Here is a 20,184-nt window from a genome sequence, read left to right on the forward strand (position 1 = left end):
TGGTCAGCCGCGCAGGGCTGCGAACTCCCGGGGATCCAGGAGGTCGGACATCGGCCGGTCCGGCTGCGCGGCGAGCAGGTCCAGCGCCCTGACCACGGAGTCGGCGAACCCCTCGACGTACTCGGGTGCGTACTCGGACTCGTAGTGCAGGGCCTGCAGGCGCAGTCCCTCGCCCTCGCGCAGCAGCCACATGTGCAGGCCCGGTGAGTCCGCGTCCTCCGTGAGGTGGTGCGTCGCGACCGTGACGTCCTCGCCGAAGCCCAGGCCGCCGCCCCACACGTCGTTGTACATGAAGTACACCCCGGGGTCCTTGCGGAAGCCGGCGGGCAGCTCCGGCCAGATCCGGCGGCGTACGAACATGGCGGGCATGTCGCCGTGTGCGGTGGCGCCCAGGATGCTGGCCCGCACGGCGGAGACCAGGTCCCGGAACGTGCCCGAGAGGTCGACGTCGGTGGTCGGGAAGACGCCGTTGGCGAACCAGCCCACGGTGCTCTGGTAGGCGCCGTCCAGCCGGTTGGCGTTGGTGGTCAGCAGCGTCACGCGCTGTCGGCCGGTCGCCAGCGCGACCACCGCCTTCACCGCGGACATCGAGACGCAGTACGGCGTGGCCCGCAGGTCCTGGCAGGCCGTGCGCAGCGCGCGGGCCGATGCCGGGTCCAGGTCCCGCACCAGCGAGGCGGGCTTCGACAGTCCCTCGGTGCCCCGGTAGCCGGGCAGCCGCAGGGCGAATTCGGCGGGGTCCGCGGAGAGTTGGCTGCGCCAGTAGTCCGCCAGCTCTTCGGCCCTGCCCCCCTCCCAGGCCTTCCACTGCCCGGCGGCCCAGTCCGCGTAGGCACCGGACTGGCCGTCCCGGAGCGGGAGTTCGGCGCCCCGGTAGGCGGCCGAGAGGTCCTCGACGAAGGTGTCGAGCGACCAGCCGTCCGCGATCATGTGGTCGAACACGAACACCAGCAGGACCTCCGCGTCTGCGCGGCGCACCACGAGGGTCCGCCACAGGGGGGCGCGGGACCGGTCGAAGGGCCGGCGCACGAACTCGCGCAGGTACTCGTCCACCTCGGCTTCCGCAACGCCCCGGCGGTCGATGACGGCGAGGTCCGCGCGCGCCTCGGGCTCGACGGACTGCCGGGCTGTGCCGTCGGCCTCGGTGAAACCGGTGCGCAGGGAGCCGTGGCGCTCGGCGACCCGGTTCAGGGCCGCCTCCAGCCGCTGTGTGTCGAAGGGGCCCGAGACCCGGAACACGGCGTGGAACTGGAGGATCGGCGCCTGCGGGTCGCGCAGCGACGACAGGAACGCCCACTCCTGGGCCATGGAGGCCCGGCCCGTGTCCTGTCCTGCCGGGCGGGGTGCCCCGCGGTCGGCGCCGTCCGCGCCGCTCGCCACCGGGTCCCCCGCCGGGCCGGCCACGAGGTCCGCAACGAGGTCTGCCACCAGATCCGCCACCTGGGCGATGGACTCCGCCGTGAAGAACGCCCGCGGGGGGACCTTCACACCCAGTTCCCGTTCGATCCGGCCCAGTACCTGCAGGGACAGCAGGCTGTCACCGCCCATGTCGTAGAAGTTGTCCTCCGCCAGGACGGACTCGTCCTCCAGGACCGAGCGGTGGATGTCCAGGACCCTGACGCGGACCGTCCGGTCCTGACCGGCATCGCACATCATGCGTTCTCCTTCGGCGGGACGGGGCAGTACGTGGCGTAGAACTCTTGGATGATCGAGGTGACGGGGCCGTCCGGGCGCACCACGTCGGCGTGCACACCCGGCATGACGACGCAGGAGAACCCGGGGTCGCGCCGCCCGAGCAGCGCGGCCCTCTCGGCCGGGGGGATCACATGGCTCTCGCTCGGGATCACCATGAGGACGGGGATGCCGGCCGCGGTGAGCATCCCGATGAGGTGCGTGTAGTCGTACTCCCACTTCAGGAAGCTCGACTCGGCCCATTCGCCGCCCTCGATCCGGGCCGGCCGCCGCTCCAGGGACTGGTCGAGCACGACGACGCTGCGCACCCGGGCGGGGCCCAGTGCGACCGCGTGCACGAGGGCGACCAGCGCGCCGTACGAGTAGCCGATGACGTGGGCGGGCGCGGTGAGGCGGTCGGTGATGCGGTGTACGTCGGCGGCGTAGTCGAGCGGCGAGTAGCCCCAGGCCGGGGCGGGGCTCGGCGGGTGGTCGCGCAGCGTGGGGAGCAGTGCGGACTCGCCCTCGGGGCACAGGGCGTCGCTCAGGAAGCGGAGCTGGGTCTTGTCGTCCTCCAGTCCGTGCAGCAGCAGGAGGGGCGCGCCCGCTCCCCGCACGCCGGGGTGTCCCGGGACGAGGTCGTGGTCGAGCAGGGCGATGTGCTCGACGTCCCGCAGGTGGGGCCCGGCGGAGGCCGGTGCCGGTTCAGCCATGGTTCTCGCTCCAGGTTGCCATCAGGGCGGCTCGGTCGGTCTTCCCGTTGACCGTGCGGGGCAGCTCGTGGACCATCCGGTAGCGGGCCGGGTGCATGTACGAGGGCAGCTTCGCCGCCACGTGCCGGCGCAGCGCCCGGGCGTCCGGTTCCGCTCCCTGGCGGCACAGGACCACGCAGAACAGCCGCTGCCCGCCGTCCGCCGACTCGCGCAGCCAGGCGACGGCGTCGAGCACCGACTCGTGCGCGCGCACGGCGGCCTCGATGTCGCCGAGTTCCACCCGGTGGCCGCGCAGCTTGACCTGGAGGTCCGCGCGGCCGTGGTACACGAGTGCGCCGTCGGTGTCCCGGCTGACGAGGTCTCCGGAGCGGTAGTGCCGGACCCCGCCGGGGCCGGCGGGGAGCAGCGGGAACCGGTCGGCGTTCAGTTCCGGGCGGTTGAGGTATCCGGCCGTCACCTGGGGTCCGGACAGCCAGAGTTCGCCGGGGACGCCGGGTTCGGTGACCTCGGTGCCGTCGGGCCCGGCGATGCGGACCGCGAAGCCGTCCAGTGGGGTGCCGATGACGGAGTCCGTGCCGTCGAGGTCGCGCTCGGTGACGCGGTGGAAGGTCGCGTGGACGGTCACCTCGGTGATGCCGTACATGTTCACCAGCCGGGGGTGGTCGAGTCCCGTCGATGCCGCCCAGGTGCGCAGCGCCGCCGGGGCGAGTTTCTCCCCGCCGAAGACGATGTAGCGCAGGTCGGGAAGCGGACGGCCGCCATCCTCCCGGGCCCGCGCCAGCACGGTGAACGCGGTCGGGGTCTGGTTCAGCACGGAGATCCGCTCGTCCGCGAGCAGACCGACGAGGTCTTCCGGTGACCGGGTGACCCACTGCGGTGGCACCACCAGTGCCGCGCCCGTGGACAGCGGGCCCCAGAGCTCCCACACGGAGAAGTCGAAGGCGAGGGAGTGGAACAGCAGCCAGCGGTCGTCCTGTTCGAACACGAAGCGGTCGCGGGCCGCGGCCAGCAGGGCGACGACGCTCGCATGCCGTACCGGAACGCCCTTCGGCCGTCCGGTGGTACCGGAGGTGTAGATGACGTAGGCCAAGTCCTCGCCGGAGGGCTGCGGGAGGGTCTCCGGGCCGGTCCGGTCCGGGCCCTCGGCCAGTGCGGCGACCGTCCCCGACCCGGTGTGCCTCAGCTCCTGGCCCCAGTCCGGGTCCCGTTCGCCGACCAGGTGCCGGACGCCGCTGTCGGCGACGATGAACGCGTTGCGCTCGGCGGGGTTGCGCAGGTCGAGGGGGACGTATGCGGCTCCCGCGCGCAGGATGCCGAGGAGGGCGGCGACGGCGGCGCGTCCGGCGTCCATCCGCAGGGCGACCCTGTCGCCGGGGCGCACTCCGGCGGTGTGCAGCGTGTGGGCGATGCGACGGCTCCAGGCGTCGAGTGCGCGGTAGTCGGACCGGCCCGTTTCGTCCGACACGGCGAGCCGGTCCGGACCGGCGGTGGCCACGGCCGTGAACACGTCGACGAGGGAGTGCGGCGCTCCGGTGCCGGGCGCGGCGGTTGCGGTGTCCACGGTCACCTCCGGTCCGTGGGGCGGGCGGGCAGGTCGGTGCCGGGGACCGTGTCGCCGGTCCGGTGGGCGGGGTCGTCGGGGTGGTCCTCGGTCACGGACTCCGAGGTGAACAGACGGCGGGGCATGGTTCTCCAGGGTCGACTGGGTCAGGTGCATGTGGCGGCCAGGGAGTGAGCTGCGGGTTCGAGGGCGCCGTGAAGGGGCTTCCGGGCGCGTCCGCGCAGCCTCCTGGCAGGGATGGCCTGCCCTGGGCGGCTGCATCCTATCCATGATCAACCGCTGTTCCGGTATGACTCAGGTCACCTTCTCGACGACGGAAAGTGGAATCACGGATTCAGATCTCCACACCCTCTCCACAGAATTCACGGAAGGCCGACAGGCCAAGGCTTCGAGAAATTTCACGACCCTCGTGACCATCGTCACATCGACATGATCGCTTGAGCCCGACTAGGGTGATCATGTGTTTCGAATGAAATTAAAAGACCCGCATTCACAAAATGAACAAAGGTCTTGTACGCGTATACAAATTGAGTAGCGAGCGATTTCTGTGCTTTCTCCCGTTCAATCAGGAGCACCGTCGGCAAAAGGGCCGGACGCTCTGGTACACGATGGTTGGCTGGGAGCCTCCATGGCCGGCGACGAACAGCAGTGGCGCATCCCCGTGCCGCCCGAGGTCGCGGCAGAGCTGACCCATTCCGCACGTGCCGCACTGGCTGCGGGCGACCGGCTGAATCTCGCCACACCCAAGCCTCACGGGCTGGACCTGACCGAGGAGTTCGCGGCCGAACTGAGCCGCCGGCTCGCCGGCAGCCCCGGCTTCGCCGTCGTCGAGGGCTTCCCGGTGGACGCCGAGGACCCGCGGGAGACCGAGATGGCCTACTGGCTCTTCGGACTCCTCCTGGGCCGCCCCGTCACCCAGAGCCGCAAGGCCGATCTGCTCGGCCGGGTCGAGGACCGCGGCGCCGACATCACAAGCCCCGTCCAGCGCGGCTACGAGAGCTCCGCGGCACTGCCCTTCCACGCGGACCGCACCGATGTGATCGGGCTGCTGTGCGTCCGACCCGCGGTGTCCGGCGGCCTCAGCCGGCTCGTATCCTCCAAGGCCGTCCACGACGTGCTGCTGCATGAACGCCCTGACCTGCTGGAAGAGCTCTACCAGCCGTTCCCGAACGACCGCCGGGGCGAGGAGCAGCCGGGGCAGGCGCCCTGGTCGGCGATCCCCGTCTTCAGCCGGGTGGGCACGTCGTTCGCGATGCGCTACCTGCGGCGGTTCATCGAGGGCTCGCAGCGCCACCCGTCGGCTCCGCGCCTCACCGAGGGCCAGCTCGCGGCGATGGCCGCACTGGACGAGGTCCTCGACCGGCCCGGCGTGTCCCTCGACATGGAACTCCGCAGGGGCGACCTGCAGTTGATCAACAACTTCCACATCCTGCATGCGCGCACCGCCTTCGCGGACGGCGGCGGCCGAGGCCGCCTCCTGCTCCGCCTCTGGCTGGCTTTCGCCGGCAGCCCGGAGCTCCCCGAGCAGTATGCGTCGCTCTACGGAGCGGTCGCGGCGGGCAGCTACCGGGGAGGCGTATGGCCGCCCGGGGCCGTCCCCGCAGAGTTCGGCCGCCCCGTCTCCGCCCTCGGCTGAGCCGAGCCCCGCTTAAACCGGCGCACACACGATATCCGGGCGTCCGACTGCCCGGCCCTCCGCGCCGCGACCCTTTTACCGTGTCGAGGACCGGTGCCCCGCCATGCCTACGCGGGCTCTCCGGACGGCCCGGCCCTCCTTCTTCCCGAATACCGGGTCAGCCGCATTCCGAGAATCTTCTCCCGCCGACCGGTTCGCTTTTCTTCCGCCTGTACATGAAGCTGCCCGGATGTTTTCCGGAGCGGCTGCAGCACTGCGGTCGATCCCCGAAAGAGAAAGCAGCTACAGCAATGCCCGTCATCGAATTGGACCGCTATCGACGGGACGGCTACGAGCTGCTCCCAGGGCTTCTCGACGACGCGGACCGCCGCCGGGCCGTCGCGTTCTTCGACAGCCTCGACAGCGCCGCCGAGGTCTCCCCCTCGTACGAGCCCGAGTACGACGAAGGCGACGGCATCCGGCGGCTGCGCAAGCTCCGGCGGCTGCTGTGGAACGATCCTCGGGTCTGGGGTCCCCTGCTGAACCGCGCCGGCGTCACCGACCTGGCCCGGCAGGTCATCGGTGACGGCGCCGCAGTCGTCTTCCATGCGGCTTTCCTCAAGCCGGCCCTGGTCGGCACCGAGGTGGCACTCCACCAGGACCAGGCGCTGTGGAGCCACACCTACCCGGGCGCGTTCAGCGTCTGGTTCGCCCTGACCGAGGTGTCGCCCGCCAACGGCGGCCTCTTCGGCAGCCCCGGTTCCCACAGCGCCGGCGAGGTCGTGCACCGCGACCGGCCGCAGTACCGCTGGCACCCCAGCCTGGACGCCCAGGAGGACGGACTGCGCGAGCCCGTGCAGTTCGAGCTCCGTCCCGGCGACGGCGTCATGTGGGACCGCTTCTTCGCCCACGGCAGCGCCGCGAACACCTCGCCCGCCGACCGCCGGGGCATGGTCGTCGTCTTCGCCGACTCCTCCGCTCCCGGCTTCGGAGCCACGGACCACTTCCCGTTGGACGCTCTGCAAGCGCTCGGTGCCCAGTGACCGTACAAACCCCCGCGACCCTCTCAGCCGCCGGAGAACAGATGGCCTTCATCATCGACAGCACCCTGCGCGAAGGGATGCAGTCGGCCCATGGCTGCTTCACCCTCGAACAGAGCGTGGAAGTCACCACCCTGCTGATCCGATCCGGGGTGGACACCATCGAGTGCGGCCACCCCGCCGCCGACCACGCCGAGATGCTGCGCGTGGCAGCCGTCGTCGAAGCGGCCGGTGACACGCCCGTGCTCGCCCATGCCCGCGCCCACCTCGGCGACATCCAGGCCGTGGCCAAGACCGGCGCCGCCTGGGTCGGCATCTTCCTCGGCGTCAACGACGTCTCGCGCCGCTCCCGGCTGCCCGGCAGCGACCTGAGCAGCCTCTACGGACGCATCAGCGAGTCCGTCACCCACGCCCGCGAACTCGGACTGCGCGTGCGGTTCACCGTCGAGGACAGCAGCCGCACCGACCCCGCCGAACTCTTCGAGGCCTACCTCGTGGCCATCGAGGCCGGCGCCGAACGGATCTGCTTCGCCGACACCCTCGGCATCCTCGAGCCCCAGGACACCGCGGCCCGCATCCGGGAGCTGAAGAAGCGCTGCCCCGGTGTGGACATCGAGGTCCACCTCCACGACGACCGCGGGCTGGCCATGGCCAACGCGCTCGCGGCGATCGACGCAGGCGCCACCTGGGTGTCGACCTCGGTCAACGGTCTCGGCGAACGGGCCGGCATCACGGACTACGCAGCCCTGGCCGCCAACCTCCACTACCGGGGCGTCCGCGCGCTCGCCGACGGCGACCTCCTCAACGACCTCAGCCGGCGTGTCGGCGCGTACTCCCGGTCCATGCCCGACCACCGCCGGCCCGTCGTCGGCCGTGACGTCTTCCACCACGTCGCCAAGCTGCACGTCCGCGCAGTGGAGCGCGAGCCCGGCTCCTACGAATGGGTCGCCCCCGCCACGTTCGGGCGGACCGGCACCGTGGCCCGCCCGACCCTGCCGGCCGACCCGACCTCCTGGGTCGTCGACCCGCAGGTCATCTCCGCCACCGAACTCCGCCACCACCGGCACGGCCCCGGGGAGCGCTACGTCCTCGTGGACAACCGCTTCGTGCCCGGCGCGGACCAGTACTGCATCGCGCGCCGGATCCCCCGGCTCGACGACTACGGCGCGGGCCACGTCGACACCCACGTGCACCACTGCGACAGCCTGTTCATGTTCCTCGGCGAAGGCGAGGGCTACCGCGGGCTGTCCGTCGAGGTGTGGCTCGGCGACGAGGTCTTCCCCGTGCAGAGCCCCGCATCGGTCTTCATCCCCGCCGGTGTAGCGCACGGATACCGGGTGGTCGGCGGCGCCGGCACCTACCTCAACCACGTCCTCGCGGGCGACTACAACTCCAGCCTGATCGACCCCGTACGGAGCAACTGATGACGATCCAGACCGAGAACACCAAGGCCGCCGCCTGGGACCTGATCGGCTCCCTGTTCTGGGAGACCGGGCGCACCACCGCCAAGCCCAGCGACGAGGAGATCGGCCTCTTCCTCGCCGGCATCACCGCCGGCACGCGCTGCACGGTCGTCGGCGCCTCCACCAAGGACCTCGTGGAAGCCCTGATCGCGCTCGGCGCCGAGGTCACCGTCCTGGACTTCTCCGAGCGCATGTGCGAGGACCTGCGGGCGGCGCTGCCCGAGAACTCCTGCCGGATCCTGCGCCACGACATCACCGGGCGGGCGCCCCGGGAGCTGCGCGGCACGCAGCAGTTCGTCCTCAACGACCGCCTGGTCAACCGCTTCAGCGAGGACGAGGCGCGCCGGGGCCTGGAAGGCATGCTGGACCTGCTCGCCGACGGCGGCCAGGTGCGCGCCTCCATCAAGCTCGGCCTGTACCCGATGGACGAGCGGATGATCGACACCGGCCGCGAGCGCGGCACCCTGGACACGTTCTTCGACGCCGACTCGAAGGTCATCGACTTCGCCGCGGCCGGTGACGTCCTCACCGACTCGCTGCTCCCGCACGGCGGGATCGACCGCGAGGTGCTCCTCGACTGGTACCGGGGGCGCGGCCGCGAGCAGCGGTTCGACCACGAGGACGTGCTGGCTCTCGCCGCCGCCGCCGAGGTCGAGGGCCGGGGACTGTCCCTGGTCTCGGCCACCGAGTTCGGCCAGGCTCCCAAGACCCGGATGTACACGGCTGCGGCCGTCCGCCGGCACCAGGACGCCTGACCCGTGTGCGGAGTCGTCGGAGTGAGCCTGGCTCCCGCCCGCAGCGGGGCCGGGAGCTCGCTGGACGCGCGCGACCTGGCCCGGCACGGCATCGGCAGGCTGGCGCACCGCGGGCCTGACGGTCACGGAGTGGCCGGTGACGCCGCATCCGCGGTCGCCATGTGCCGGCTCCGGGTGCGCAGCCGTCCCGCTGACGGGGTGCCCTTCACCACCGGCCACGACGGCGTACACCTCGCCTTCAACGGCGAGGTGTACGCGGTGGGGTCCGGCGCGCGCGACGGCGCGGCCCCGGTGACGGTGCCGCGCGGCGGGCTGGACGAGGCGCAGGCGGTCGCGGAGCACGGCACCGCCGCCGTGGACGGCATGTACGCCCTGGTGCGCCGGGCCCCCGACGGCTCCGTCGAGATCAGCCGCGACCCCCTGGGGATCAAGCCGCTGTATCTGCGGCGCGGTCCGCAGGGAGTCGCGGTGGCCTCCGAGATACCCGCGTTGCTCGACCTGTTCGGTCCGGCGCGCGTCCGCCCCGCGGCCGTGGCCCAGTTCGTGCTGCTCGGCCGGGTCGTGGACGGCGGCACGTGCTACGAGGACATCGAGCCCGTGCCGCCGGGTGCCCGGCTGCTCCTGAAGGAGGGCCGGTGCGAGCGGCTGCCGGGAAGCGGCCCCTGGCAGGCCGACGCGGCGGCGGCCCCCCGGGACACGGCGCCGTCGGCCCTGCGCGCCGCCGTCGCCCGTGCGGTGGACCGCGTCCTCGTCTCCGACCGGCCGCTGGGCCTGGCGCTCAGCGGCGGGCTGGACTCCACGGTGCTGGCCCTCGAACTGGCGGACCGTGGCATCGAGGACCTCGCCACCGTGAGTGTGGTGCCCCGCGGAAACGGTGACGGCGTACGCGACGTCGCCGAGCTGGGCCTGCCCGGCAGGGCCTGGCGCGGCTGGCGCCACCAGTGGACGGAGTTCGGGCCTGCGGACCTCATCGCCGGAGTCCGCGAGGCCGTGGCGGCACTCGGCGAGCCCACCGCGCTGACCAGCGTCCCGATGTACGCCGCGCTGGCCCGCCTGGCCCGGGAGTCGGGGATCGTCGTACTCCTGCTGGGCGAGGGCGCGGACGAGGTGTTCGGCGGCTACCGCAGCTACCTCGGACTGGACGGACTCGGCTCCGCCGAGGAGTTCTGCCTCTCGCCGGACCGGCTCGCGCTCGTCGGCGACCTGCTCGCACCGCAGGCCCGGGCTGCGGCGCGGGAAGCGCTCCTGGCCGCGCTGCCCCGCAGCGGCGGGCGGCCTGCGGCCGAGACCGTCCGTGACTTCGAGTACGAGCACAGCCTCGAACCACTCCTGCGCCGGGCCGACCATCTCCTGATGGCTCAGGGGATCGAAGGCCGGACCCCGTTCCTGCACGGCGGCCTGCCCGCCCTGGGGCGGTCCTTCCCGATGTCCGAACTGGTACGCGCAGGGCAGACGAAGGTGCCACTGCGCCAGGCGTACGCGAACCGGCTGCCCCGCTGGGCCGACGAGGTCAAGAAGCCGTTCCGGGCCCCGGTGGACGAGTGGCTCGCCGGACCGCGGCGCGAGCGCGTCCTGCGTGAACTCCGGGAACGACGGGACCTGTTCACGGCCGCGGGACTGCGGGCCGCGGGCCTCGACCGGTTCCTCGGCGACGTCCGTGCCGGCCGCCCCGGCGCCGCCGGTCTGGTGTTCCCCCTGCTGAGTCTCGGCACCTGGCTGGAGCAGGCCGGCTCCGCCGCCCCGGGACTCCCCCTTCCCTCCAGAGGAGCCTGACTCCGTGAGCGACCGAACTGCCCCCCGCCCCGGGCCCGCCCCCACAGCCGTGCGGCGTGACGACGTGGCTCCCGGCGCCCTGCTCTACCCACTGGAGGAGCTCGCGGCGACCGCCGGGGTGGAGCTGGACACCCTGCCGTACACGGTGCGGCTGCTGCTGGAGAACGCGGCCCACGTGGTGGCCTCCGGAAAGGCCGGCCCGGAGGCACTGGATGCGGTCCTGCTGCCGGCCGGCGGGGCCGACGTGGCGTTCCAGCCGGCCCGGGTGGTGCTTCAGGACTTCTCGGGCGTCCCCGTCGCCCTGGACCTCGCCGCCCTGCGCGCGGCGGCGGTCCGGCGCGGGCTGCCCGCGGCCGCGGTGGTTCCGGCCGTCCCCGCCGATCTCGTCGTGGACCACTCGGTGCGCGTGGACGCGGCCGGCACCTCGGACGCGCTGCGCATCAACACGGGCCTGGAGTTCTCCCGCAACCGGGAGCGCTACGCCCTGCTGCGCTGGGCGGAGCAGGCGTTCGACGGCTTCCGCGTCGTACCGCCGGGCAACGGCATCGTGCACCAGGTCAACCTGGAGCGCCTGGCGCAGGTGGTGGTGCGGACCGAAGGCCCGGAGGGTGCAGGCCTCGTCCGCCCGGACACCGTACTCGGCACGGACTCACACACCCCCATGATCGGCGCACTCGGCGTGCTCGGCTGGGGCATCGGGGGGATCGAGGCGGTCTCGGTCCTGCTGGGCGAGCCCGTGCTGCTCGCCCCGCCCCGGGTGGTGGGCGTCCGGCTGACGGGGGCGCTGCCTGCGGGCACCACGGCCACCGACCTGGTCCTCACCCTCACGGAGCGGCTGCGCCGCCACGGCGTGGTGGGCGCCTTCGTCGAGTTCTTCGGCGAGGGCTGCGCGGAGCTGGGCGTTCCGGACCGGGCGACACTGGCCAACATGGCCCCCGACTACGGGGCGACCACCGCGCTCTTCCCGGTCGACGCCGAAACGCTCGCCTTCCTGCGGACCACCGGCCGGCCCCAGGAGCACGTCGGACTGGTCGAACGGTACTGCCGGGCGCAGGGCCTCTACCGCGGGCCGGGCTCGGACGCGCGGGTGCGGTACCCGGAGGTGCTGACGGTCGACCTGGGCGAGGTCGAAGCCTGTGTGGCAGGTCCGGGCCGGCCCGATCAGCGGGTTCCGCTGCGCGACGTCCCGCGGAGCCTGCCGGCGGCGCCCGCTCCCGGGGGCCGCGGCGACCGGCCGGCCGACGGCTCGGTGTTCATCGCCGCGATCACGAGCTGCACCAACACCTCGCATCCCGGATCGATGCTGACCGCGGGCCTGGTGGCGCGGCGTGCGGTCGAGTTCGGGCTCACCGTCCCCTCCTGGGTCAAGACCAGTCTCGCCCCCGGCAGCCGCACGGTGCCCGCCTACCTCCGACGGGCCGGCGTACTGCCCGCCCTCGAGGAACTCGGCTTCCACACCGTGGCGTTCGGCTGCACCACCTGCCACGGCATGAGCGGGGACCTGCTGCCCGGGGCCGCCCGGGCGGTCGCGGAGGAGGACGTCCTGGGTGCGGCGGTGCTCAGCGGCAACCGCAACTTCGAGGGCCGCATCCACCCCCAGGTGAAGGCCGCCTACCTGGCCTCGCCCGGACTGGTCGTCGTGTACGCCCTGGCCGGCACCGTCGCCCGCGACCTGACGACGGAACCGGTCGCGGTCACCCCCGGCGGGCGCAAGGTGTTCCTGCGCGACCTGTGGCCCACCGCACAGGAGGTCGCCGAGGCGGTCCGTACGGCCGTCGGGGCCGACCTCTACGACACCGCCTATGCGGGCCTGTACGAGGGCGGCGCGGCCTGGCGCGCCCTCGACGCCCCCCGCGGCGACCTGTACGAGTGGCCCGGCGGCTCCGACTACATCCTGGAGCCGCCGTACCTCGACGAGCCTGCGGACGGACCGGCGGCCGCGGGAGAGGTGACGGGCGGCCGGATCCTGGCCCTGCTCGGCGACTCGGTGTCCACCGACCACATCTCGCCGGTGGGGGCCATCCCCCGCGACGGGGACGCCGGCCGGTACCTGAGCGGGCTCGGCGTGCCCGAACGGGAGTTCAACAGCTTCGGCGCCCGGCGGGGGAACCACCACGTGATGGTGCGGGGCACCTTCGGCAACGTACGGCTGCGCAATGCGCTGGCCGACGGCCGGGAAGGTCCCTGGACGCGGCTGCAGCCGACGGGGGAAGTGGTGTCCATCCACGAGGCGGCGCAGTCCTACCGGGCCGCGGGCGTGCCGCTCGTCGTCGTCGCGGGGGCGGAGTACGGCTGTGGCAGCGCGCGCGACTGGGCCGCCAAGGGCACCGCGCTGCTGGGTGTGCGTGCGGTCCTTGCCAAGAGCTTCGAGCGGATCCACCGGAGCAACCTGGTGTGCATGGGCGTGCTGCCCCTGGTGTTCCCGGCCGGACTGGACGCCGGAGCCCTGGGCCTCGACGGGACGGAGGAGATCGACCTGCTGGGTCTGGCCGGGCTGGGCCCGCGCGGTGCGGTCACCGTGCGCATCCGGCGCGGGGACGGAAGCGAGCGGTCCTTCGAAGCGGTTGCCGCGCTCGAAACGCTCCGGGAGTGCGCCTACTTCACGGCCGGCGGGGTCCTGCCGTACACCGTCGCACGGCTGGAGGCGGCCCGGCACCCGATGGACGGTCCGGGCTGACCGGTCGCCGGCGTGACCGCGGCGGGCCCGGGCGGCCGGTGGGGGTGTCCCCCTCACCGGCCGTCCGGGCCCCGGCCGATGGCCGATCGGCGGCTACTCGGTGACCACGCTCGCCGCGAACCAGTCGGACAGTTCCCGCATCCGGGACTCCACCTCCCGGTCGTCGGCCCCCGAGACCACCGCGACTCCGGCGTGCAGGTACGAGGCGGAGGTGACGTCGGGCATGGTGGCACCCGGGGCGATCTTCAGCTCGACGTGGACGACCCCGGGCCGGGCGAGCACCTCGTCCGTCGAGGGGACCTGCCGGACCAGGCCCTGCGGAGCGTAGAGGTGCATGTCACCGTGCACGGAACCGGTGCCGCCCTTCCCGGGCCCTGCCGGTCCGGTGGGCCGACGGAGCACCCCGCGGACCCATTCGTCGTGCAGGTTCACACCGAAGGAGCGCTCGACGACCTCGTCCGTACGGCCGCCTCCGACTCGTGCACCGCATTCCCCGAAAACTATGTCCCCGTCGCGTACGAAAACCTCCATGTGGAACACACCGTCGGCGTGTTCCAGGGCCTTGAGCGAATCGCGCGCGACAGTCTTGGCATTTTCGTAGAGCTCCACGTGCAGGGCCGGCGGGAGGGCAATGCAGCCGACGAGTCCGCCATCGTGGATATCAATTATGTTCTCAAGGTAGCGGCCCATCGAAAGGAAAGTGACCTCACCACCGCTCACGACGCCGTCGACCTGGAATTCGGCACCGGAAATGAACTCCTCGACAAGCCAGGGGCCCTTCGTGTCCGTGGTGCGCACGTACGCGTCCAGGGCGTCCCGGCCGTCGATCCGGAACGTGTCCAGCGCGCCACTGCCGCTGAGCGGCTTGACCACGACCGGGAACCGGTCGGGGTGGGCGGCCACATCCGCCGGGCCGCTCACGGCGACACACTGCGCGGTGCTCACGCCCGCGGCCCTGACCAGCGATTTCTGTACATCCTTGTCTCGCATGGCGACGGCTCCGAAGGCGGCCCGGTCGGTGATGCGGGCCAGGTCGGACAGCACGGCCGCGGTGGCCAGACAGAACTCGAGGCCGCTGCACACCGCGTCGAAGGCGCGCAGGTCCAGTCCGCTCCTCTCCAGACCGGCGAGTGCCTGGTCGACACTCGTCTGGTCGGTTACCAGCACGGTCCTCATATTCGGGAATTCGCGCCGGGCAGCCTCGGTGTCGCCCGGGGTGAGGACACAGGTGACCTCGGCTCCCGAGCGGTGCAGGGCGGCGACCGCCCGGAACATCCAGCCAATGTGGAGAACGGATTCTTGCTTTGCCACAGGGTCCCTCTGATCATCGTTACGAGTGTGTTTAATTTAGTGCCGCACACCGGAACCGGCCACGTGAGGAAGCTCACAGAAATCCGCCCTGAATCATGTTGATCATCGGAATGCACTCTGATGAGATTCATTCTGATTATTCGCGCGCGTCATGGAGTCCGCATTGAAACAGAAGAAAAGGGCGGTATCCGTTCGCTCGCTGCTGCCCTCGTCGCGCCCCCTGTGGGTGCTGGCGCTGAGCACGCTCGCCCGGAGCACCGGCAACGGCGTCGTCGTCGCGATCATCGTGCTCTACCTCACGCGCTCCGTGGAGATCAGTTCCACGAGCGTGGGCCTCGCCCTGGCGATCGCCGCCGTCGTCGGCATGATCGTCAGCATCCCCGCCGGCCACGCCAGCGACGTGCTCGGAGCACGGCCCACGGCCATCTGCTCCGTCGTTCTGCAGGGCGTGGCGGTCTGGGGATACGTCCTCGTCGGAGGCTTCGGGGCGCTGGTCGCAGCCGCCGCCCTGGTCGCGGTCACGGACTCCGCATCGAGTGCCTCGCGCGGCGCGCTCGTGGCCCTCGCGGTCCCGCAGAAGGAGAGGGTCCGCACCCGGGCCTACCTCCGTTCGGTGACCAACGTCGGGTTCTCCGTAGGCGCCCTCCTCGGCGGCCTGGTGCTCAATGCGGATTCGCCCGCCGCCTACACCGGCGCGCTGATCGCCTCGGGTGCGCTCTTCGTCGTGGCGGGTCTGGCGTTCCTCGCCCTGGACACGGTGCCGCAGGTGCCGCGGCCCGCCGAGGAGTCCCCGTGGGGCGTCCTGCGCGACGGCCCGTTCGTCGCAGTGGGGATGATCAACGCCGTCCTGATGATGAACGCCGGCATCCTCGACGTGGCCCTGCCCATCTGGATCGCCGAGAACACCCAGGCGCCCATGTCCGTGTTCGCCCCCCTGCTGCTGATCAACACCGTCATGGTCGTCTTCCTGCAGGTGCCGGTCAGCAAGGGCGCCGAGGACGTGCGCGGCGGCGCCCGGGCCCTCTTCCGGTCCGGACTCTGGCTGGCCGCCTGCTGTGCCGCCATCGCCCTGGCCTCGGGCCGCTCCACTTGGGTGGCGGTGGTCCTGCTCGTGGCCGGTGTCGCGATCCACACCGTGGGCGAGCTCCTCTACAGCGCCGGCTCCTGGGCACTGTCGTACGAGCTCGCGCCCGAGCACGCTCAGGGCCAGTACCAGGGCATGTTCGGGCTGACCACCCAACTGGGCACGGCGATCACCCCCGCCGTCACGGCGCTGCTGATCGTGCAGCACGGATGGATCGGGTGGCTGGTGATGGGCGCGATGCTCGCCGCGGCCGGACTCGCAGCCCCGGCGGTGGCCCGCTGGGCCGAGCGCTCCCGGCCCGCCTACTCCCGGCCGGCCGCCGCACTGGCCGGCTGACGGCACGACGGCGCCGGGCCGGCCGCGGTGTCCGCCGCCCTCCGCCGCGCACTCGCACAGGGGCGGTCGGGGTCACAGGCCGGCCAGCAGGCGCCCGGTGTAGCCGGCCATCACGGTCCAGAACAGGCCCGTGTAGCCCCGCTCACCGATTCCGGTGTTGAAACGCCTGCCGAGGAACGTCGCGCCGAACATCAGCGGCACGCACGTCAGAGCCACCAGGTAGTCCCCGCCCCTCAGCAGCGCGGCCTCCGTCCAGACGGCGCTCTTCGTCACGTCCCCGACGAGCGACACCAGGGAGAGCGCGCCGACGAGGTGGAGGCGGTCCAGATCCAGTCCACGGACCGCGAGCCCCTTGAGGGGGCCGGACGTGCCGCTGAAACCGGACGTCGCACCCGAAGCGAAGGCGAGCAGCGGGGAGCCGACCCGCCGCGAGCGGGTCAGATCGAAGGCCTCCGCCAGGAACGCGGCGGCGAAGCTCGCGATGACCGCGAGCGTCACCGCCCGTTCCGGTGCGGAGACGAGCAGCTTGGCGCCCACGAATGCCCCCGCGGCGACCAGCACGATCACGACCGCGGCCTTGCGGAAGGGAAGCGTCGCCCGGTAGGCGAAGACTTTCACCAGGTTGTTGGCGGCGAGGAGGAGGGCCGCCAGCGCCACCCCGGACTTGGTGCCGAGAACCAGCGCCAGCGTGGGAACGAGGATCAGGCTGCCCCCGAATCCGGCCGAAGCGGACAGCAGGAACGCGGCCGCCACCGCGAGAAGCACGACCGGAATCAGGAACGGCTCCATCGCTGCCCGCCCTACGGCACCGTCGACAGGTCGATCCGGAACATGCCGCGGCCGTGGGTCACGCAGACCAGCACCTCGTCCATCCAGAACAGGTCGTCGACCGAGCAGTTGGTCGGCCCCTCGTTCGTCGGCGACCAGCTCGCCCCGGCGTGCTCACTGGCGAACAACCCCACCTCGGTGCCGCAGTAGAGCAGGTCCGTGCGCCTCGGATGCACCGCCAGGGCCCTGATCGGCGCCTGCGGCAGCGCGGCGGCGAGGTTGGTCCACGACGCCCCGGCATCCGTGGTCACCCACAGGTTGCCGCGCTCGTATCCGCCGAAGGAGACGTAGGCGGTGTCCGGGTCCGTCGGATGCACGGTGATGCCGGTGCAATAGCGTCGTGGCGTCAGCGGACTCGGCCCCGTCGCACCGATACGCGCCCAGGTCGGCGTCGCCGCAGTGCCGTTGGCGGTGCGGAAGACCATGCCGTCCTCGTGGCCCACCCACACCACGTCCGAGTTACCGCGCGCCACCGCGATCGCGCTGATCATCGCACCGGTGCCGGGCTTGACCGCCCGCCAGGTCGGTCCGGTGGCGACGGTGTTGGGCTGCTTGGCGTTGTCGGTCCGCCACAGTGACACGCCGCCCGCCAGGATCCGGTTCTCGTCGTTGGGATCGAGCACGAACGGTGCGATGAAGAGAGCGTTCTCGCTCTTCGCGTCCGGGATCCTGAACGGCACCGGCTTCCAGGACCATTCGCGCGTCGCGAAGTTGAAGAACTGACCGCTGATGTAGCGGTCGCCCTGCGTGTCGTCGGTCGTGGCGCCGTCGGTGTTGCGGTGGATGTTGAGGAAGACGTACTCGCCGTAGAACACGTCGGGGTCGGTGGGGTCGGAGGCGCACCAGCCGCCGTCACCGCCGAAGAACTCCCGCCAGTCGTGGGTGCCGATGGCGGGGTCGAAGACGAGCGAGCCGTTGTCCTGCGCACCGCCGATGATCTTTCCGCTGCCGCTGTGGCCCGCCCCGGCGTAGAACTGCGTCACGCCGTAGTCGTTCACCAGCCCCGTCCAGCCGTCCACGAACGGGGGCTCCGGCTCGGCTCCGACGGCCTGCAGGTCGTCCGCCCTGAACACACCGCCGTCGTTGCCGAAGAACACCGTGCGGTTGGTCACCCCGTCGTACGAGGGGTGCGCGACGATCGCGTGCTGGTCGGCGTGCACCGAGGCGGGCTCCCACCAGGTGCTGATCTCGGCCAGATGGTCGCCGCCGTCGGTGCTGCGGTACAGGTCGACGCCTCCGACGACCACCAGGTCGGCGTCGGTCGGGTCCCCGGCCCAGATGGTGTTGTCGTACCAGCCCTGACCGCCGAGGTAGTCCGACGGCAGGCCGTCGGGGGCCAGCGTCTTCCTCCGCGTGTAGGACGCTCCGCCGTCCTGCGAACGCCAGATCTGGCCGGTGGTCATCTGCACCGACGCGTAGACGGTGTCGGGGTCCTTCCGCGCGTACGCGAGCTCGACCCGGCCGGTCCACGGGCCGCCGGCCGCGAGGTCCCAGGTCAGGCCCTCGTCCCGGCTGAACCAGGCCGCGCCGGCACGCAGCGCCCCGGCCACGGCGTTGTCGCTGTCCTGCGGATCGAACCGGACGTCGCCGAGCGGGTGGTCCAGCACGTTGGTCCATGTGTCCCGAGCGGGGTCGGCGCTGCGGAAGAGGCCGGTGGAGGTGGCCGCGAGGACGACGGTCCCGTCCTGCGACACCGCGATCCGGCTCACGAACTGGAAGTCGGGGGTCTGGGTGGCCCTGATCGGGGTCCATGTGACCGCGTCGGTGGTGCGGAAGATGCCGTTGCCCCGGATGGCGTCGAGGTTCTGGAAGGCCTCACCGGTCCCCACGTACATCGTCGACGCGTCGGACGGGTCCATGGCGATGCAGCCGCAGGAGAGGTTCTCCAGGAAGTCGTCGACCGGTGCCCACAGGGCCCCGCCGTCCTCGGTGTGCCACACCCCGCCGCCCGCGCTCACGGCCCACATCCTGTCCGGGGCCGCCGGATCGATCACGAGGCCGCGGGTCCGACCGCCGATGTTCCCGGGGCCGAGCCACGCCCAGTTCGACAGCTGCATGCCGGCCGTCGGTGCCGGTCCCGTCCGGCGGGCCCGGCCGCCGCCCCCACCCGTCGGCACACCGGCCGTCGTGTGTGGCGCCTCGCGACTCAGCAGGCCCTCCACCTGGGCGTGGGCCGCGCCCAGTCCGTGCGGCCGGACCCTTCCGTCGTCACCGCGCTCCTGCTTGAGGCGGAAGAGCCCGCGGGCGGTGGGCAGGTCGGGGAAGTCGAGGCGCAGCAGGGCCCTCCTTACCGCTGCCTCGGGCAGGGCCGCGAGGGTCTCGTTCGTCGTACCGCGGGAACGGCACAGCGACTGGACCTGTGCGACGCTGATGTGCTTCAGCTGGGCGACTTCTTCGTCTGAGATGGTCATGACGCCAGCCCCGATCCGGTCGGAACAGTGCGGTGGGTGAGTGAGTGCGTGCGTGTCTTCCGTGTCTAAGGCCGGAGCCTGGGTGCCCGCCTCGTGGTCTCGCGGTCCAGTTCCACCTCCCAGGCGAGCGTGCCGGTGCGGGCATGTGCGGCCCTGAGGACGACGGCGCCGGAGCCGGGGTGCAGGAGGAGCTGCATGCGTTTGTCGCCGACCAGGCTCTGGTCCAGTACGGACGGCTGTCGATCGGAGGAAGCCGCCGGTGGTACGGAGGGTGGTACATCTGCGCCGGCCGCCTGCGGGACCCCCGCTGCCTCCGCCCCCGCTTCCGCCCATGCCTCTGCCCCGGCTGTCGCCGCGGGGAGGACTTCCAGCGAAGGGGAGCCAGCGCCTGCCAGCGTGACCCTCAGGGCTCCGTGCGCCGTGCGCCGGGAGTCCTCCAGGACGGCTGTGCTCGGGGCGGCGCCCCCGCGGTACCAGGTACGGGCGACCCAGCGGAGCACCACTGCGTCGTCCCCTTCCTCGGTCCGCAGGGTGAACTCGCGGGTGTCGTCGAGGGTGCAGCGTGCCCACGGCGGGAGGTCGACCGGCTCCGAAGTCCAGCGGTCCTTGCCGGTCACGGCGTCGAGCACCACGACCGTGAGCACCGGCGACGGGACGATCCTCAGCGTCACGACCGAGCCGGCGAGCAGCGCGCACGGTCGCAGGCCGGGCCCGTGCCTCCACAGCAGTGCGCCGTTCTCCAGGTCCAGTGCCATCAGTGCACCCTCGTGATCGTGCAGCACTGCCTGACGGCCGCGGGCATCGACTGCACCACGCGGAATTCTCGCCATCCGGGCCCCCAAGTGGGCGTCGCAAGAGAGCGAATGCAGATCACGGGACCGGTTGCGTGAGGCGTTCGGGCCGCCCGGCGCCACCGGGAAGATCCGGGGCCCGGCCCTGGGCCGGA

General features: G+C 72.0%; 15 protein-coding genes. 7 read left to right on the plus strand and 8 right to left on the minus strand.

Features of this window, described 5'->3' with window-relative positions:
• Positions 1-3 precede the first annotated feature (3 nt).
• From LG634_RS21670 to LG634_RS21685, 4 genes are read right to left on the minus strand one after another with little or no spacing between them, the layout of a single operon-like run.
• Complete coding sequence (locus LG634_RS21670; protein WP_226735562.1) at positions 4-1,656, minus strand: condensation domain-containing protein; 1,653 nt, start codon at positions 1,654-1,656, stop codon at positions 4-6.
• Complete coding sequence (locus tag LG634_RS21675; RefSeq protein ID WP_226735563.1) at positions 1,653-2,384, minus strand: alpha/beta fold hydrolase; 732 nt, start codon at positions 2,382-2,384, stop codon at positions 1,653-1,655. Before LG634_RS21675 ends, LG634_RS21670 begins: the two co-directional genes overlap by 4 nt.
• On the minus strand, positions 2,377-3,945 hold the full coding sequence (locus LG634_RS21680) for an amino acid adenylation domain-containing protein (protein WP_226735564.1): 1,569 nt from the start codon (positions 3,943-3,945) through the stop codon (positions 2,377-2,379). The genes LG634_RS21675 and LG634_RS21680 overlap by 8 nt, the downstream gene beginning before the upstream one ends.
• Positions 3,946-3,947: 2 nt before the next feature.
• The gene (locus LG634_RS21685; RefSeq protein ID WP_226735565.1) at positions 3,948-4,070 is read right to left on the minus strand and encodes an S-adenosylmethionine synthetase N-terminal domain-containing protein; all 123 of its coding nucleotides are present in this window, start codon (positions 4,068-4,070) and stop codon (positions 3,948-3,950) included.
• Between the two features lie 503 nt (positions 4,071-4,573).
• Between LG634_RS21685 and LG634_RS21690 the strand changes: the two genes are divergently transcribed.
• The 6 genes from LG634_RS21690 to acnA all read left to right on the plus strand — a co-directional run bounded on the left by LG634_RS21690 (position 4,574) and on the right by acnA (position 13,268).
• Positions 4,574-5,581: a TauD/TfdA family dioxygenase gene (locus LG634_RS21690; RefSeq protein WP_226735566.1), complete on the plus strand. Its 1,008-nt coding sequence runs from the start codon at positions 4,574-4,576 to the stop codon at positions 5,579-5,581.
• A 290-nt stretch (positions 5,582-5,871) separates the two neighbouring features.
• The gene (locus tag LG634_RS21695; RefSeq protein WP_226735567.1) at positions 5,872-6,603 is read left to right on the plus strand and encodes a phytanoyl-CoA dioxygenase family protein; all 732 of its coding nucleotides are present in this window, start codon (positions 5,872-5,874) and stop codon (positions 6,601-6,603) included.
• A gap of 41 nt (positions 6,604-6,644) precedes the next feature.
• Positions 6,645-8,024, plus strand: a complete 1,380-nt coding sequence (locus LG634_RS21700; protein WP_226735568.1) for a hydroxymethylglutaryl-CoA lyase-like TIM-barrel protein — start codon at positions 6,645-6,647, stop codon at positions 8,022-8,024.
• Complete coding sequence (locus LG634_RS21705) at positions 8,024-8,818, plus strand: class I SAM-dependent methyltransferase (RefSeq protein ID WP_226735569.1); 795 nt, start codon at positions 8,024-8,026, stop codon at positions 8,816-8,818. Before LG634_RS21700 ends, LG634_RS21705 begins: the two co-directional genes overlap by 1 nt.
• A gap of 3 nt (positions 8,819-8,821) precedes the next feature.
• Positions 8,822-10,591, plus strand: a complete 1,770-nt coding sequence (locus LG634_RS21710) for an asparagine synthetase B family protein (protein ID WP_504967651.1) — start codon at positions 8,822-8,824, stop codon at positions 10,589-10,591.
• A gap of 4 nt (positions 10,592-10,595) precedes the next feature.
• Positions 10,596-13,268, plus strand: a complete 2,673-nt coding sequence (gene acnA, locus LG634_RS21715; protein WP_226735571.1) for an aconitate hydratase AcnA — start codon at positions 10,596-10,598, stop codon at positions 13,266-13,268.
• Between the two features lie 93 nt (positions 13,269-13,361).
• Here the strand turns inward: acnA and LG634_RS21720 are convergent, their stop codons facing one another.
• Complete coding sequence (locus LG634_RS21720) at positions 13,362-14,543, minus strand: ATP-grasp domain-containing protein (RefSeq protein WP_226735572.1); 1,182 nt, start codon at positions 14,541-14,543, stop codon at positions 13,362-13,364.
• A gap of 199 nt (positions 14,544-14,742) precedes the next feature.
• On the opposite strand from LG634_RS21720, the gene LG634_RS21725 reads away from it, so the two are divergent.
• A complete protein-coding gene (locus LG634_RS21725; RefSeq protein ID WP_226735573.1) occupies positions 14,743-15,999 on the plus strand; it encodes an MFS transporter in 1,257 nt (418 codons plus the stop codon).
• Between the two features lie 72 nt (positions 16,000-16,071).
• On the opposite strand, the gene LG634_RS21730 is transcribed toward LG634_RS21725, so the two are convergent.
• The 3 genes from LG634_RS21730 to LG634_RS21740 form a co-directional block, all read right to left on the minus strand.
• Entirely contained in the window at positions 16,072-16,788 is a 717-nt protein-coding gene (locus LG634_RS21730; RefSeq protein ID WP_226735574.1) for a TSUP family transporter, read from the minus strand.
• Between the two features lie 11 nt (positions 16,789-16,799).
• Positions 16,800-19,238, minus strand: a complete 2,439-nt coding sequence (locus LG634_RS21735; RefSeq protein ID WP_226735575.1) for a WD40/YVTN/BNR-like repeat-containing protein — start codon at positions 19,236-19,238, stop codon at positions 16,800-16,802.
• Positions 19,239-19,303: 65 nt separating this feature from the next.
• Positions 19,304-19,993: a hypothetical protein gene (locus LG634_RS21740; protein ID WP_226735576.1), complete on the minus strand. Its 690-nt coding sequence runs from the start codon at positions 19,991-19,993 to the stop codon at positions 19,304-19,306.
• Positions 19,994-20,184 lie beyond the last annotated feature (191 nt).

Source organism: Streptomyces bambusae, assembly GCF_020532645.1.
Lineage (GTDB): Bacteria > Actinomycetota > Actinomycetes > Streptomycetales > Streptomycetaceae > Streptomyces > Streptomyces bambusae.